Annotated in this window: 13 protein-coding genes; 6 read left to right on the top strand and 7 right to left on the bottom strand. The window is 39.1% G+C overall.

Annotated features, from left to right (window positions below; genetic code table 11):
• Nucleotides 1-293: 293 nt before the first annotated feature.
• Together exbB and exbD are read left to right on the top strand one after the other, a co-directional pair.
• Complete coding sequence (exbB, locus tag AACQ38_RS01345) at nt 294-1,265, top strand: tonB-system energizer ExbB (protein WP_165577263.1); 972 nt, start codon at nt 294-296, stop codon at nt 1,263-1,265.
• A gap of 3 nt (nt 1,266-1,268) precedes the next feature.
• Nucleotides 1,269-1,694, top strand: a complete 426-nt coding sequence (exbD, locus tag AACQ38_RS01340) for a TonB system transport protein ExbD (RefSeq protein ID WP_112878294.1) — start codon at nt 1,269-1,271, stop codon at nt 1,692-1,694.
• A 107-nt stretch (nt 1,695-1,801) separates the two neighbouring features.
• On the opposite strand, the gene AACQ38_RS01335 is transcribed toward exbD, so the two are convergent.
• The gene (locus AACQ38_RS01335) at nt 1,802-2,917 is read right to left on the bottom strand and encodes an ImmA/IrrE family metallo-endopeptidase (protein WP_165577228.1); all 1,116 of its coding nucleotides are present in this window, start codon (nt 2,915-2,917) and stop codon (nt 1,802-1,804) included.
• Nucleotides 2,918-2,927: 10 nt separating this feature from the next.
• Nucleotides 2,928-3,527 (bottom strand): hypothetical protein, encoded by a 600-nt coding sequence (locus AACQ38_RS01330; protein ID WP_011148072.1) that lies wholly within the window; start codon nt 3,525-3,527, stop codon nt 2,928-2,930.
• 438 nt (nt 3,528-3,965) lie between these two features.
• Here AACQ38_RS01330 and AACQ38_RS23965 point away from each other — a divergent pair, with 438 nt between their 5' ends.
• Nucleotides 3,966-4,046 carry a DUF4311 domain-containing protein gene (locus AACQ38_RS23965; RefSeq protein ID WP_165577262.1) on the top strand — a complete coding sequence of 27 codons (81 nt, stop codon included), beginning with the start codon at nt 3,966-3,968 and terminating at the stop codon, nt 4,044-4,046.
• Between the two features lie 22 nt (nt 4,047-4,068).
• Here the strand turns inward: AACQ38_RS23965 and AACQ38_RS01325 are convergent, their stop codons facing one another.
• Nucleotides 4,069-5,259 (bottom strand): MFS transporter, encoded by a 1,191-nt coding sequence (locus AACQ38_RS01325; protein ID WP_339367018.1) that lies wholly within the window; start codon nt 5,257-5,259, stop codon nt 4,069-4,071.
• A gap of 181 nt (nt 5,260-5,440) precedes the next feature.
• Between AACQ38_RS01325 and AACQ38_RS01320 the strand changes: the two genes are divergently transcribed.
• The 3 genes from AACQ38_RS01320 to AACQ38_RS01310 all read left to right on the top strand — a co-directional run bounded on the left by AACQ38_RS01320 (nt 5,441) and on the right by AACQ38_RS01310 (nt 10,878).
• A complete protein-coding gene (locus AACQ38_RS01320; RefSeq protein WP_165577227.1) occupies nt 5,441-6,334 on the top strand; it encodes a LysR family transcriptional regulator in 894 nt (297 codons plus the stop codon).
• A gap of 385 nt (nt 6,335-6,719) precedes the next feature.
• A complete protein-coding gene (locus AACQ38_RS01315; protein ID WP_165577226.1) occupies nt 6,720-8,468 on the top strand; it encodes a GH39 family glycosyl hydrolase in 1,749 nt (582 codons plus the stop codon).
• Nucleotides 8,469-9,123: 655 nt separating this feature from the next.
• Complete coding sequence (locus AACQ38_RS01310) at nt 9,124-10,878, top strand: GH39 family glycosyl hydrolase (protein ID WP_165577225.1); 1,755 nt, start codon at nt 9,124-9,126, stop codon at nt 10,876-10,878.
• Between the two features lie 498 nt (nt 10,879-11,376).
• Here the strand turns inward: AACQ38_RS01310 and AACQ38_RS01305 are convergent, their stop codons facing one another.
• The 4 genes from AACQ38_RS01305 to abiEi form a co-directional block, all read right to left on the bottom strand.
• Nucleotides 11,377-11,808: a DUF29 domain-containing protein gene (locus tag AACQ38_RS01305; RefSeq protein WP_165577224.1), complete on the bottom strand. Its 432-nt coding sequence runs from the start codon at nt 11,806-11,808 to the stop codon at nt 11,377-11,379.
• 75 nt (nt 11,809-11,883) lie between these two features.
• Entirely contained in the window at nt 11,884-12,045 is a 162-nt protein-coding gene (locus tag AACQ38_RS01300) for a hypothetical protein (protein WP_165577223.1), read from the bottom strand.
• Complete coding sequence (locus AACQ38_RS01295) at nt 12,029-12,949, bottom strand: nucleotidyl transferase AbiEii/AbiGii toxin family protein (RefSeq protein WP_165577222.1); 921 nt, start codon at nt 12,947-12,949, stop codon at nt 12,029-12,031. Before AACQ38_RS01295 ends, AACQ38_RS01300 begins: the two co-directional genes overlap by 17 nt.
• Complete coding sequence (gene abiEi / locus AACQ38_RS01290; protein WP_165577221.1) at nt 12,939-13,478, bottom strand: type IV toxin-antitoxin system AbiEi family antitoxin; 540 nt, start codon at nt 13,476-13,478, stop codon at nt 12,939-12,941. Before abiEi ends, AACQ38_RS01295 begins: the two co-directional genes overlap by 11 nt.
• Between the last annotated feature and the right edge of the window lie 236 nt (nt 13,479-13,714).

Below are 13,714 nucleotides of genomic sequence, written 5' to 3'. Positions count from 1 at the left end.
GTTAACACGTTAAAAGATTTAGACCTTTTTGTACAAAAGGATTAAGACAACTTGACGAAAATTCATCTCATTACCTGTGAGTAGGGGTTGTTTAACTTGATTTTGTGAAGGGGTAATACTTTTTTATTAAACAATAATGATAATTACTATCAAATCACTTAAGGTTTGATATTATCAGCCTGCATTTTCATTCAATCTGGTGAAGACTCAGTAAAAATAAGGTTAGTGAGATGACGAAAAGTAATTCACTGCTAAATAACAAGGTTTATAGCAAAGGGAGTAAAGGCCAACTGATGCGAAATTTGACTGCTTCAATAATATTAGCGTTCGGGCTGACAGGTTCAGCATTGGCTGATACAGCACCAGCATCTGCAACAGATAGCAATACCACGTCAAAAACCGTACAAATTGCAGGGTCTACTCCCGCGACTACTCAGGCAGCGACGGACACAACTGCACCATCTGCAAATCAGATTGCACCGCAAGCGGTACCTACGACAGAATCCACTCAAGTTACGCCGCTTGCAACGGATGAGGTTGCACCTAAAATTCCTGCTGATGAAGCCAACCTTTCCAGTGGCTTTGCAACTGATCTATCCATTTGGGGCATGTATCAGAACGCCGATATTGTGGTTAAGACCGTTATGATTGGTCTGGTGATTGCTTCTGTTATTACTTGGGCGCTGTTCTTCTCAAAAGGTACTGAATTGTTGGCGGCCGGTCGTCGTTTGCGTAAAGAGCGATTAGCTTTAACGGACGTTAAGAGCCTTGATCAGGCTGCGGAAATTGCCGAAGGTTTCAACAAACACAGTATCAGCCGCTTATTGCTGAGTGAAGTACAGGCAGAACGTCAGTTATCTTCTGAGAGCACTGACCTGAATAGCACCAAAGAGCGTGCCGCTTTCCGCCTGGAACGTTCCGTTGCGGCTATCAGCCGTCATATGGGGCGTGGCAATGGCTATCTGGCAACCATTGGGGCGATTTCTCCTTTCGTTGGTCTGTTTGGTACGGTGTGGGGCATCATGAATAGCTTTATCGGTATTGCCCACTCACAGACAACTAACCTCGCGGTTGTGGCACCGGGTATTGCGGAGGCCTTGTTAGCAACCGCACTGGGTTTGGTCGCAGCGATCCCTGCCGTTGTGATTTATAACATCTTCGCCCGTATGATCGTTACTTACCGTGGTCAGGTTGGTGACATGGCGGCACAGTCAATATTACTGCTTGGCCGTGATCTGGATTTAGCAAATAGCAAGACAAGGTGACTTATGGCAATACGTCTTAATGAAGATCTGGATGATAGTGGCGAATTGCATGAAATTAACGTCACACCATTTATTGACGTGATGTTGGTGTTATTGATTATCTTCATGGTAGCAGCACCACTGGCAACAGTTGATATTAAAGTGGATTTACCTGCTTCGTCGGCAAAACCGCAGCCGCGTCCAGAAAAACCGGTATTCTTGACGGTTAAAGCTGATCGTCAGCTTTATGTCGGAGATCAACAGGTCGATTATGATACTTTGGCGGCGGTATTGGATCAGACCACCCAATCTAATAAAGAGACAACCATCTTCTTTCAAGCGGATAAAACCGTGGATTATGAAACACTGATGAGTGTGATGGATTCTTTACGTAAATCGGGCTATCTGAAAGTGGGCTTGGTAGGGATGGAAGCGGTTTCATCAGGTTAATTGTCACTGATTCTTCCATTGAATAACCGCGCTGGAAAGCGCGGTTAAGATAAAATGATAATTGGTTTGTATTAATAAGAGCTTAATTTAAACAGGATGGGGGATAATCACGCTATTCTGGATCGATATGAAAACATCGAAATGACATTTACAGAATTTGTCTGATCATTAAGCTCATAAAGTGAACTATCGTTAGCGAGTTTAAGCAGCATTGGCACTGTAATTTTCAGACGCTCAGCTAATGTTTCAATATCAATACAAACATCATTAATAAGCACTTTTATTGCTCGATGAAATAATTCAGGTTTTTCATGGGGAATAAGATAATCCTCTTTTTCCTCAATAGCTTCTCCCTTACGTTTAAGCCCCAAAAAAGCCGTTTTGTATTGCGTATCGGTTAAAAGGGAAAGCTGATGTGCCCGATAAATAATTGCTGCTTTACTTACTTTCCAGGTTAACTTGAACTCACTTAGACCTCGCCAGTTGATTCTTCCGCTTATCGGGGCAGGGAAATATTTAGCCATCGCACTTCGCGGTAAAAGTAGGGCAGAGGCAAATTGGTTGGCTTGAGATTCGGTTATTCTGTCACCAGTAGATATTCCGCCGTGTAACACAATATGTCCAATTTCATGTGCAATATCAAACCGTTGTCGGCATGGTGACTTCTTGGCTGTATTTCTGACAATGAAAGGTCGATCTAATGGAACGGATAACGCGTCAACATCATCAGATACTGAGTCAAACGAGGTGACAAATGCACCTAGCTTTTCAGCCAGGCGAGTCACATTTTCAATTGGCCCAAGTCCTAATCCCCAATCAATCCGACATTTTTCTGCTGCTCGTTCAACTTCTTCCGGGGAGTTTGCTTTTAATTCAGGAAATAACACTGACGGTAAATTTAGATTTTCCTCAAAAACGACGATTAATCGTCTGTATAATTCAGCCTTTGCAAGTGCTGCTAATTTTGTTGCTACTCTAATTGCGCTGCGTTTACGGAAATGAACAATTTCTTCGTTCACAGGAGATTGTATTTGGGTTTCAAAGAACGCAGGAGTAACCTGCAATACAGTCGCTAATTCATTAGAAAGTTCATTAGTTGGCACAGCAAAGCCGGATTCCAGCCGCTGAATATATTGGCGGGTTTTATTAACCCGCTCAGCCACTTGCTCAAGAGATAGCTCGTGATACAGACGAGCTAATCGCAAATTAGAACCATTGAACACTTGTCACCTACTACTTGTTGTTGCGCTTGTTTTCTCTGGATTTATCAGGCATCGCAGCACTGATAGGATCCAATTCGATTGTTACCGCAGATGGCGGTGTGTTATCTGTAGAATGCAGAGTAGATATTTTGCTGTTATCGTAAGTCCATTGAGACAACATTTCTTCATGCTCGTTGTAACCAGCAAAATGAACTTGCGCACCTTCGCCTTCAAACTGGGGCTTTTCTACAATAAAGCGCCATATTGTTGGTATCGTGATTTCTGGTGCCCAGAGTTGGTCTACACTGTTACGGCGAAAGAAGCCTGATTTTTTGGGGTTTTCTGGGTCATCAGTAAAAAAACGAAGTGGGATTGTTTCTATTTCGATGGTCGTATCCATATTAGGATTAGTGAGTTTTAGCCAATCATAAGTACCTTTCATACAGAGCTGAATAAGACATTGCCTTTGGCGGCCAAATGTACAGGTTCCTCGGGTGTAATTATCATCTAATGGTGTCGAAAGCTGCTCATAGGTATGATCAAGCACATTGAGTAGTTCTTTTGCAATGATACTTAAACGTTCTTCACTTAACTGTGGATGGAATTCCCAAGGGTAGCGGATGTTTGGCATTTGCTGTTTTCTCTAAAGGTGCAAAAATTCAAGTTTGTCAACTTTGATGTTGGTGCAAATTTCTGATTTTGTCAACTTAGTATCATCTAAATTGTTTTTTGATGTAAAGAACGTTTCGTAATTATGCTACACATAGCCTTCCTCAGCCATTGTTATACATAGAATTATGGGTGGTATAAGATGTAGCGCTATTTTGGAATCTTATTTACTTTAAATCTAACAAATCACATGGTTGTTTATACTCTATGGATTTCAAGATGCATCACGACGGCAAGAATCCCCGAGCATAGATAACTATGTGACCGGGGTGAGAGAGCGCAGCCAACTAAAGAAGCAACTTGAAAGATAACGGGTATATACCACTTATGTTTATTCCTTTTGGTTAATTGCTATTTAATTTCCACTTATAACTGGAAAAAATTGGCCTTCAAAGAGTGAATGGTACCGGCTGTTAATCTACTGGTTAATACCGTGATGCCAATTATCTTCTGGCTGGTGGCAATCTATCACAAAAGATAGCTTGGGGCGCAGTGTGTAAAAATCATATTTGCTTGTGGCTCTTTGGATTAAATAGAACCCACAGCGCGGCTAATAATGCGCATCCTCCGCCGCTGAAAGCGACGCCATACCAAGAAAAATGCCAGGCGGCGACAGCTCCTAAAGAGGAACCTATTGCGCCACCAGTGAAATAGCAGGTCATAAATAGGGTATTTAGTCGGCTGCGGGCATCAGGTAATAATGTATATAACCGTGTTTGATTTGCCACTAAACCCGCTCGGCTGCCAAGATCTAACAGAATAATACCCGCGAATAAAAATAGAATATTGTGGCTGGTGCCGCTAATTAGGCACAAGGCCAATGTCACTAATAAAGCGCCTGTGGCAACAATTGCCCTTCCACCGAAGTGATCCGTCAACGAACCTATTATGGGTGAAGCTAGCATTCCCACAATGCCCATCAAACCAAAAAGACCTGCGATATCACTCCCCCATTCGTAAGGTGGTTGGGAAAGTAATAAGGCCAGCGATCCCCACAGCGTATTAAAAGCGGCGAACAGTAAAAAACCGGATAATGCAGCTTCACGCAAAAGGGGTTGTTGCTTTACCAATTTACCGAGTGAAATAAGAAGTTGGCCGTAAGTTATCGTGTGTGGTGATTCTATTTCTGGCAACACAAACCAGATCAGAAAAAATAGGCATATATCGATTAAAGCGGCCAATATAAACATTTCACGCCAGCCGAAATACTCTCCGACTGCACCACTTAATGCCCTGGCAAGTAGTGCTCCGGCGAAAAGGCCACTCATCAGACTTCCTACCGCTCGGCCACGCTTTTCTGGTATTACCCAACCAGATACGGCAGGAATAATGATTTGTGCTGAAATAGAAGTTATCCCTACAATCAGGCTACTTGCCAGAAGACAGGTAAAATTTGGTGCTGTGGCACATAAAATAAGGCTGATTATATTGCCGATTAACAGGCAGAAAATCAGTTTGCGATGGCTTAGCGTATCTCCAAGCGGCCCAAAAAAGAGCAGCCCCGCCGCATAGCCGATCTGCGTTAGTGTCGCGATCCAGCCGGATATTGAACCATTAACGTTAAAACTTGTCCCAATTATTGGCAATAATGGTTGGTTATAATAAATATTCGCTACAGCAAAACCACAAGCAGCGGATAATAAGATGAGAGAAATAGAAGAAATAGGATTTGGTTTTATTGCTGTATTTGACACGGGAACTCTCAGCATTTGGCCGGACTTATGATGAAATAATTCTGGCACTATCTTGAGATCATGGGAATAAAGAGAGCGAACGAAATTGTTTTGCATAGAATGCAAAAATGATAGCGCTAATAGGCGTTATTTATTATTTGTAATATATGAAGTGTTTGAATATTCGAAGGTAAAAATTGCGATGAAAGATTTATTACGTACTGATATGCTAACAACATTCATTCATGTTGTCCGCTCACAGAGTTTTTCTGCCGTTGCTCGTTTGCAAGGTATGGCTGCATCTTCTATCACACGTCAGATAGACAACCTTGAACAGGTGTTAGAGACAAAACTATTCTTTCGCTCTACCCGTGGTTTATCGCTGACTGATGCAGGGGAGATTTTGTTTGCCAGGGCGCAAGGTATTATTAATGATCTTGTTGATGTCCAGGCTGAATTAGCGGCGTTGAATGGCGAGCCGCAAGGGGTATTACGTGTAGCTTGCCTGCCAACGTTTGGACGTCAACATATTATTCCGATGCTAGCAGAACTATTCACGCGGTATCCTAAAATTCGGGTTGAACTTGATCAAACCGAGCGGTTGACTGATCCGGTCAGGGATCGCCTTGATGTAGTTATTCGTATTGGTGAATTAAAGGACAGCACACTTTATTCCAAACGTATCGCCACACAAACTTGGATTATTTGTGCCAGCCCAGGCTATATTCAAAAGCATGGAACACCGACAACACTTACTGAACTGGGTGGGCACTATTTGCTTGATAAACATCATGATCCCGCGGGCATTTGTTGGTCACGCTATCGCAGTGTTATTAATTTCAGCGATAATAATAGGATCTTTCGTAGTGATGACTTTGAAACATTAAGAATGGCCGCTGTCAGTGGATTTGGAATAGCGCTTCTGCCTAATTGGGTGGTATCTACAGATATTCGTTCTGAAAAACTTATCCCTCTATTTGATGATCCCGATGGACGTAAAGAAGATATTTATTTACTACGAGCACTTGCACACCCGCCAGCAAAATTAACCGTATTTATGTCGTTATTGCAAAAGAGGCTTGCCAAGATTATTTAGGGGAATCCGTCTGATATATATTAATAAATTTATGCGATATTATTTAATATAATTCACTCACTATATGATTTTATTGGATGTTTTTTTACTGTCGTTATTAATATCAATTTATTATTGAAGTATATGTTCTTTAGTGCTGATTTTGTTAAATAAATCACAGGATCGATTATTGGCGTAAATAATTATATCTATGTGATTATTGATTGATATAATAAATTAAAATTAATATAGGGTAATTTTAAGATATAGTTAAAAGTAATATTTAACTATTCTCTAAGTATTCGGTTCATTTATTGTTGTTGAGTTGTCAGAGAAATATATTTATTCTTCTATATTATTTTTGATTTATAACAATGTCATTTCTTAATGAATATAGAGGTTTATTGTGACTAAAATTTTTTCATTCAATAAAAATCATCGAGATTTATCGGCGGGGCATCACTCATTGCTTAAAGAGGTTAATGGTTTGAATGGTGTTCCTAAATCTTTGATGCCGGGTTTACCTGATTTAGATGATCAATTTAATCAGATGGGAATTACCCATATCCGGCTTCATGATGGTTTTGGTATTGGGGATATGGATAATTATTTCCAAGTGGATAGAGTCAATGATCGAAATCAAATTATTGTTAATGTCCCAGAAGAAAATAAACCTGCGGCTAAAAAACTGCTTACTGATATTTCAAATATCAGAAGCATTTTTCCCAATGCCGCTGCCGGGATGAGAAATAATGATATTAGTCTTGCATTAAAAGAGGCTAATTATAAAATGACTGATGCTTATCTGCGCGATATTATGAATAATCAAGCTGAGCTAAACCCAGATAATATTCAGCGAAAAATCATGTTTCGTATTGGACGTACCGGTGACGGTGGTTATGAAATACCAGAAGATTTTGATATTTATGCAATATTAGTTAGTACGCTGGTGAATCGCTACGCTTTAAACTATGCCAGAATTGGTTTACCAAGAAAAATAACCTATTGGCAGGTTTGGAATGAACCTGATTTAATTTTTTTCTGGAATAGTAATGATCCTAAAAAATATTATGAATTATATGCCAAAATTGCAAGAATAATTAAAGCTGTTGATCCTGATGCTAAAGTCGGTGGTGCTGGTATTGGGTTTGTTGATAGAGCACAAGAAGATTATCTTGATGGGTTTTTACGATATTGTAGAGATAATAATGTACCGTTAGATTTCTTTTCCTGGCATGGGTACGTTGAAACCGGAGACCCACAAAACATTATTGATGTGGGGAATAAGGTTCAAAAAGGTTTGCATACTTATGGTTTTACCGGTATAGAAAGTTTTTGTACTGAATGGAATTCTTGTCCTATTGGGACAAAAAATACATATACAAAAGTGCAGGGTATTAAAAATGCGGCATATATTGCTTCCACGTTTATTTATATGCAATATATAAAAGTCGATAGAGCTTATTATTATCGAGGAGATGGCTCATCTTTTGGTTTGTTTAACAACCAGCCTAATCCTAACAATCCAAGTGTTAAAAATTTCTGTACCTATTCAGCTCAATCCTTTTACCTATTTGCCAAAATGTCCGAAACACCTTGTATTTTAAGTGGTAATAAGGATTTTTCCACAGGTTTAACTGTTTTGGCCGCCGAGAATACCGAAGGAAATAAAATAAATATTCTTGCCGCAAATTATAAAGTTGATAAGAGCCTTGCTGATGGTAATGCGGCTCCTGATTATTTATATCAACAATACTATTTGGATACCAGCAGAACACTGAATCAATTAACGGATACTGGGAGTAAGAATAAATGGTTTGGCGGCGTTGATCCGACAACCGTTCGCGTTGATAACGCGGTAGTACAACGTGAACCGGTTAAGCCATTTCCGGATAATAATATGTTGAGAGCTAAAAATCGTGATTATGCTGATAGCGACCAAGGTGTTACTGTGGTAATTAATCATATAGGTTATAAAAAATTTAAAGTCAAAGCATTCCGTATTCAAGAAGGTGGATCGCTGGAACAAATGACACCACCGGAAGTAACTGACCAGATTAATGTGTCTATAGCTAATAATAAATTAACGTTAGTGGATAAGGGAGCGAAGCCTGAGACAGTAACATTATATTCGTTAGAGTTAGAGGATAATTAATTTTATACCCGTTATCTTTCAAATTGCCTCTTTGTTAGCTGCACTCACTTACCCCGGTCACATAGTTCGCTATGCTCCCGGGGATTCGCTCCCTTGCCGTCGCGATCCATCTTGAAATCTATTGGGTATATATTCAATGGAAATATTATAGTAAATTATTTTAATCTAACAGGCTCTGGAAAGAGCCTTTTTGATAACAGTTAATTGAATTGTATGGATTTTTTGTATTTTTTTCTGGCTTGTTAAGGTTGAAAACATGTTTTTAATATATATCGATGATCTTTTTTGCTATATTTTAAATATAATCTACTCTCTGTATGGTTTTATTGCGTGCTATTTTATTATTGTTATTAATATCACTTTTGGTTGATTAATATATATTTTTTTCTATTTTAATGATTCTGCGGTTAAATAAGTCTCAGAGTCAATTTTATTATCGTAAATAGTTGTGTTGATGTAATTGTTTGTTTAATCCAATAAATTCAAAGTAATAGCTGTGAATTTTAAGGTGTAGTTGAAATTGAAAGTGATATTTAACTATTATCTGGGTCTTCCATTCATTTATTGTTATTGAGTTGTCAGATAAATCTATTTATTATTTGATATTATTTTTGGTTTATAGGGATATAATTTCTTAATGAGTATAGAGGGTATTATGACTAAAGTTTTTTCATTTAATAAAAATCATCGGGATTTATCAGCGGGACATAACTCATGTCTTAAAGCGGTTAATGGTGTCAATGGTCTGCCTAAATCTATAGCGCCAGGTTTCCCTGATTTAGATAATGAATTTAATCAGATGGGAATTACCCATGTCCGGCTGCATGACGGCTTTGGTATTGGGGATATAGATAATTACTTCCAGGTGGATAGGAAAAACAATCAAAATCAAATGATTGTTAATGTGTCGGAGGAAAATAAACCCGCGGCTAAAAAGCTTGTTGCTGATATTGCAAATGTCAGAAGTCTCTTTCCCAATGCGGCTCTCGGAATGAGAAATCATGATGTGAGTCTTGCATTAAAAGATGCCAATTATGAAATGACGGATGCTTATCTACGTGATGTTCTGAATAATCAAGCAGATCTGAATCCAGATAATATTCAGCGACAACTTCTGTTTCGTATTGGGCGTTCACTTGATGGTGGTTATGAAATACCCGAGGATTATGATATTTATGCAATATTAGTTAAAACCTTGGTGAATCGTTATGGTGTAAATTATGCCAGCATTGGGTTGCCGAGAAAAATAATCTATTGGGAAATTTGGAACGAGCCTGATTTACTGTTTTTCTGGAATACGGATGATCCACAAAAGTATTATCAATTATATGAAAAAGTAGTGAGATTAATTAAGACGGTTGATCCTGATGCTAAAGTGGGTGGTGCAGGTATTTCGTTTAGTAATCATGCAGGAGGACATTATATTGATGGATTTTTCCGATATTGTCGGGATAATCATGTGCCGTTAGATTTCTTTTCTTGGCATGGATACGTTGATACTGGAGACCCGCAAAACATTATTGATATGGGTAATACGATTCAGAAAAGTTTGCATACTTATGGCTTTACTAAGACAGAGAGTATTTGTACTGAGTGGAACTCTACTGCTTTTGGGTCGAGAAATACATTTACCAAAGTGCAGAGTCCTAAAAACGCAGCATATATCGCCTCTTCGTTGATTTATATGCAATATACCAAAGTTGACTTGGCCCATTATTATCGGGGTGATGGTTTATCTTTTGGTTTGTTTAATAATCAGCCTAATCCTAAAAACCCAAGCGTTAGAAATTTCTGTACCTATTCAGCTCAATCTTTTGGTCTTTTTGCTAAAATATTAAAAACACCTTATATATTAAGTGGTCAAAAAGATTTTTCAACCGGCTTAACGGTTTTGGCGGCTGAAAATAAATCGGGTAATAAAATTAATATTCTTGCAGCAAATTATAAAGTGGATAAGAGTTTTTCTGATGGTAATGTAGCCCCCGTTCCTGCGGATTTATATCGACAATACTATTTGGATACTAGCCGAACATTAGATCAATTAACCGATACTTGTAGTAAAAATAGATGGTTTGGTGGTATTGATCCGACAACCATTCAATCTAATAATGCGGTAGTGCAAAAAGATCCGGTACAACAACTGCCACTAGATTCTCTTTTAAGACCTAAAACTCGCGATTATACTCATAGTGACCAAGGCGTTACAGTGGTGATTGATCATATAGGTTGCAAGAAATTTAAAGTTAAAGCGTATCGTATTCAACAAGGTGGATCGCTGGAAAAAATAACGCCACCAGAGGTGACTAACCAGATTAATGTGTCTATAGCTAATAATAAATTAACGTTGATAGATAAAGGCGCGAAACCTTCAACGGTAACATTGTATTCGTTAGAGTTAATTCATCATTAATTTATACCCGTCATCTTTCAAGTTGCCTCTTTGTTGGCTGCACTCACTCACCCCGGTCACATAGTTATCTATGCTCCCGGGGATTCGCTCCCTTGCCGCCGCGATCCATCTTGAAATCTATAGGGTATATATGCAATGAAGATATTAGGGTAGATTATTTTATCTTTCTGTTAATAATTGGAGAATAAAGTTAGACAGGCTCTTATAAGAGCCTGTTTAATAATGGTGAATAATTTATTGAAATAAGGTTGATTAGGAGTAAATAGGTGTTTGTTATTAATGGTTTAATGGGTGGTTATATTTCATGTAATTAGATGGTTTTTGGAAATAATATTTTTTTAATGGCGCTTATGTGATTGATAAGATGATAGGTATTCTTATATGTATTATGATTTTATTGAATTAAACCATATAATAAATGAGGATAAAAGTGAGATATATTATTAACGCTGGTTTTACCCAGCGTTAATAATTTGTGTATTCAATAAATTTGTAAGATTATTTTGGATAAAAACCTTGGGATAAAATCTGCTCTATATCCCAGATACAGGATTCAGGAAAAACATCCAGCCCGGTTTCATTAGCAGCAATTGCAACTGCATCAGACCATGCGTCGTCTAACCACTCTTTATCTGCCAGACATCCCTTAAGGCTTGGCGTCTTATCAATACGTCGCGATAGAGATTTTCGTTGTTCTTTGATGGTTCTTTGCCAACTGGAGCCGCGGCGGCCTGGCTGAAATTGCCATTTCATAAGGTGAGCCAGTAGAACGGCCAGCCGACTTGCTAGCTCGCGTTTTTCACTTTTACCCACGTCTTCTATCTCCTCGGCAATGTTTTCTATATCTATCTGACTCAGCTTACCGCTGCGTAGTAACGCTGCTTGTTCATTAGCCCAAGCTACCACGTCGGTTTCATAACGTGTTCCCATGAAAGCCTCCGATTTGGATTATCTGTACAAAATGAATAGATTTGCTCTGTTTCTACGATATCGAGTAACTAACACCTAGTGATATTTTCGTTTATACCCGTTATCTTTCAAGTTGCCTCTTTGTTGGCTGCACTCACTCACCCCGGTCACATCGTTATCTATGCTCCCGGGGATTCGCTCCCTTGCCGCCGCGATCCATCTTGAAATCCATAGGGTATATCTACATATTGAATTCATTCTCGGATGTTGAGCAACTGTTTAGTGAGTTTTGTACCCGTTGTAGCATATCAGCGATTTCGGTAGTTAAAAATGTAAAGAATTTTTCTTTGTGCAGAGTGCGTTCCTGGACATCCTGTGGGATAAAGCGCTGCATTTCGTTACGGAAAGCATCACCTTTAATAATTGCAGGCAAGCGTGTCAGAATATTGGCTAATTTGTCTGAATAGCCACTAATCCGATAATCTGTAATCTTGTTATTGACCCAATCCATACGCAGGGTAGCTCCTTTCTGTTTTAACCAGCGTAAATCCCAGATATCTCGGTGCCGTACATAGTGTTGTGTATTGACCAGAGAAACCAGTTTATCTGCCATGACTTCATCCAATGATTCGGTTAATACCAGCGTATCGGCGTAGCCATCAGGTAGAAAATTGTAGTTGGTCATTAATGCCTTCGGTTCCTGTGAATAAGAAGGGATATTGGCAATTTCAATTTTGATTCTCTGTTTGGGGAGATCTTTGCGCTCAGGCGCGGTGACAATTGAGACCTGCCACTTATCTATATTAAGGCCAGCATATTCAGGCTCGTTTCTTAAATCGGCGGGTTCTTTAACTGAAACGTCAAAGTCGTAACGTTTGCCAATGTAATGTTCTAAACATGTTTTCATGGCTTGTAATTGATGACGATTAAAGTTAACACCACCGGAAAAGTCTAGATCTTCGCTAAAACGTGGAGCTCCATGGCACAAACGCAGAGAGGTTCCTCCTTGGAAAGTGAGTTGATCAAGTAATCCATTAGTATCAAGGCAATAAAGAATATCGTAATGCAACAGTTCCTTCTCAATAACCGGTCGCATATGGGAACGTCCTGGTACCTGCATTGCTAACTCTATGAGTTGGGCGAAATTTGCTTTATTGAGCATGTGTAATCTCCTGTTTATTCACTAAATGAGTATTGCGACCAACTCGTTTCAAATCACGCAGTGCACATTCAAGTTTGGCGAGTCTCAAAGGGCGGTTTGTTTGCGTGATACTCGCTAGGATATCTTCCTGCTGGCGTTTGGTATGAGTGAATTCAATAGTGCCCAGTGGCGTGTGATAAAGACCTTTCCGGCCTGTTGTCATCACGGTGAGCCTATCGATCAGGATCTGTGAAATAACGCCATATTCACTTAGTGCTGATTCAAGGCTAATGTAATTGTATTCACCACGTCGTAGAGCTTTGGCAATATGTTCAATGGCGTAACTATCGCGATTATGAGCAAAGTTAAACAGATAAACCCCGCGTGCAGGTCGTGAAAGCACTGATTCTTTAACCAGACGATTTAAGCCTGCCTGGAGTGTTTTGGGGCTATCTTCAGGAAAGATTTTTCTGAGATCGGCAAGGGTGAAGACGTATCGCCCTTTTTTGTCCCAGTCAATAAAACGTTTAAGTGCAGTAGATCTATCCATGGGGTATGTATTTGTGGTTTTAATGTTCACTTGATTATAGTTATTTTAAGTGGACATTAAAGCACTATAATTATGGTGTTCATGTCCACTTAATGAGTTTTTCAAAATAGTGAAAGGAGTGAGTATTTCGCTGGCGTGGTTGAATTGTTTTGTTAATATATTGATATTTAATCAGATATTATAGTCCAGTTTTTTAGCGGGTTCTTATCGAAGCCCCTGATAAGGCAGGAATTGGT

Origin of the sequence: Photorhabdus sp. RW14-46 (genome assembly GCF_963887965.1) — a bacterium.
GTDB classification, from domain to species: domain Bacteria; phylum Pseudomonadota; class Gammaproteobacteria; order Enterobacterales; family Enterobacteriaceae; genus Photorhabdus; species Photorhabdus laumondii.
This window is presented reverse-complemented; position numbering and strand designations above follow the sequence as displayed.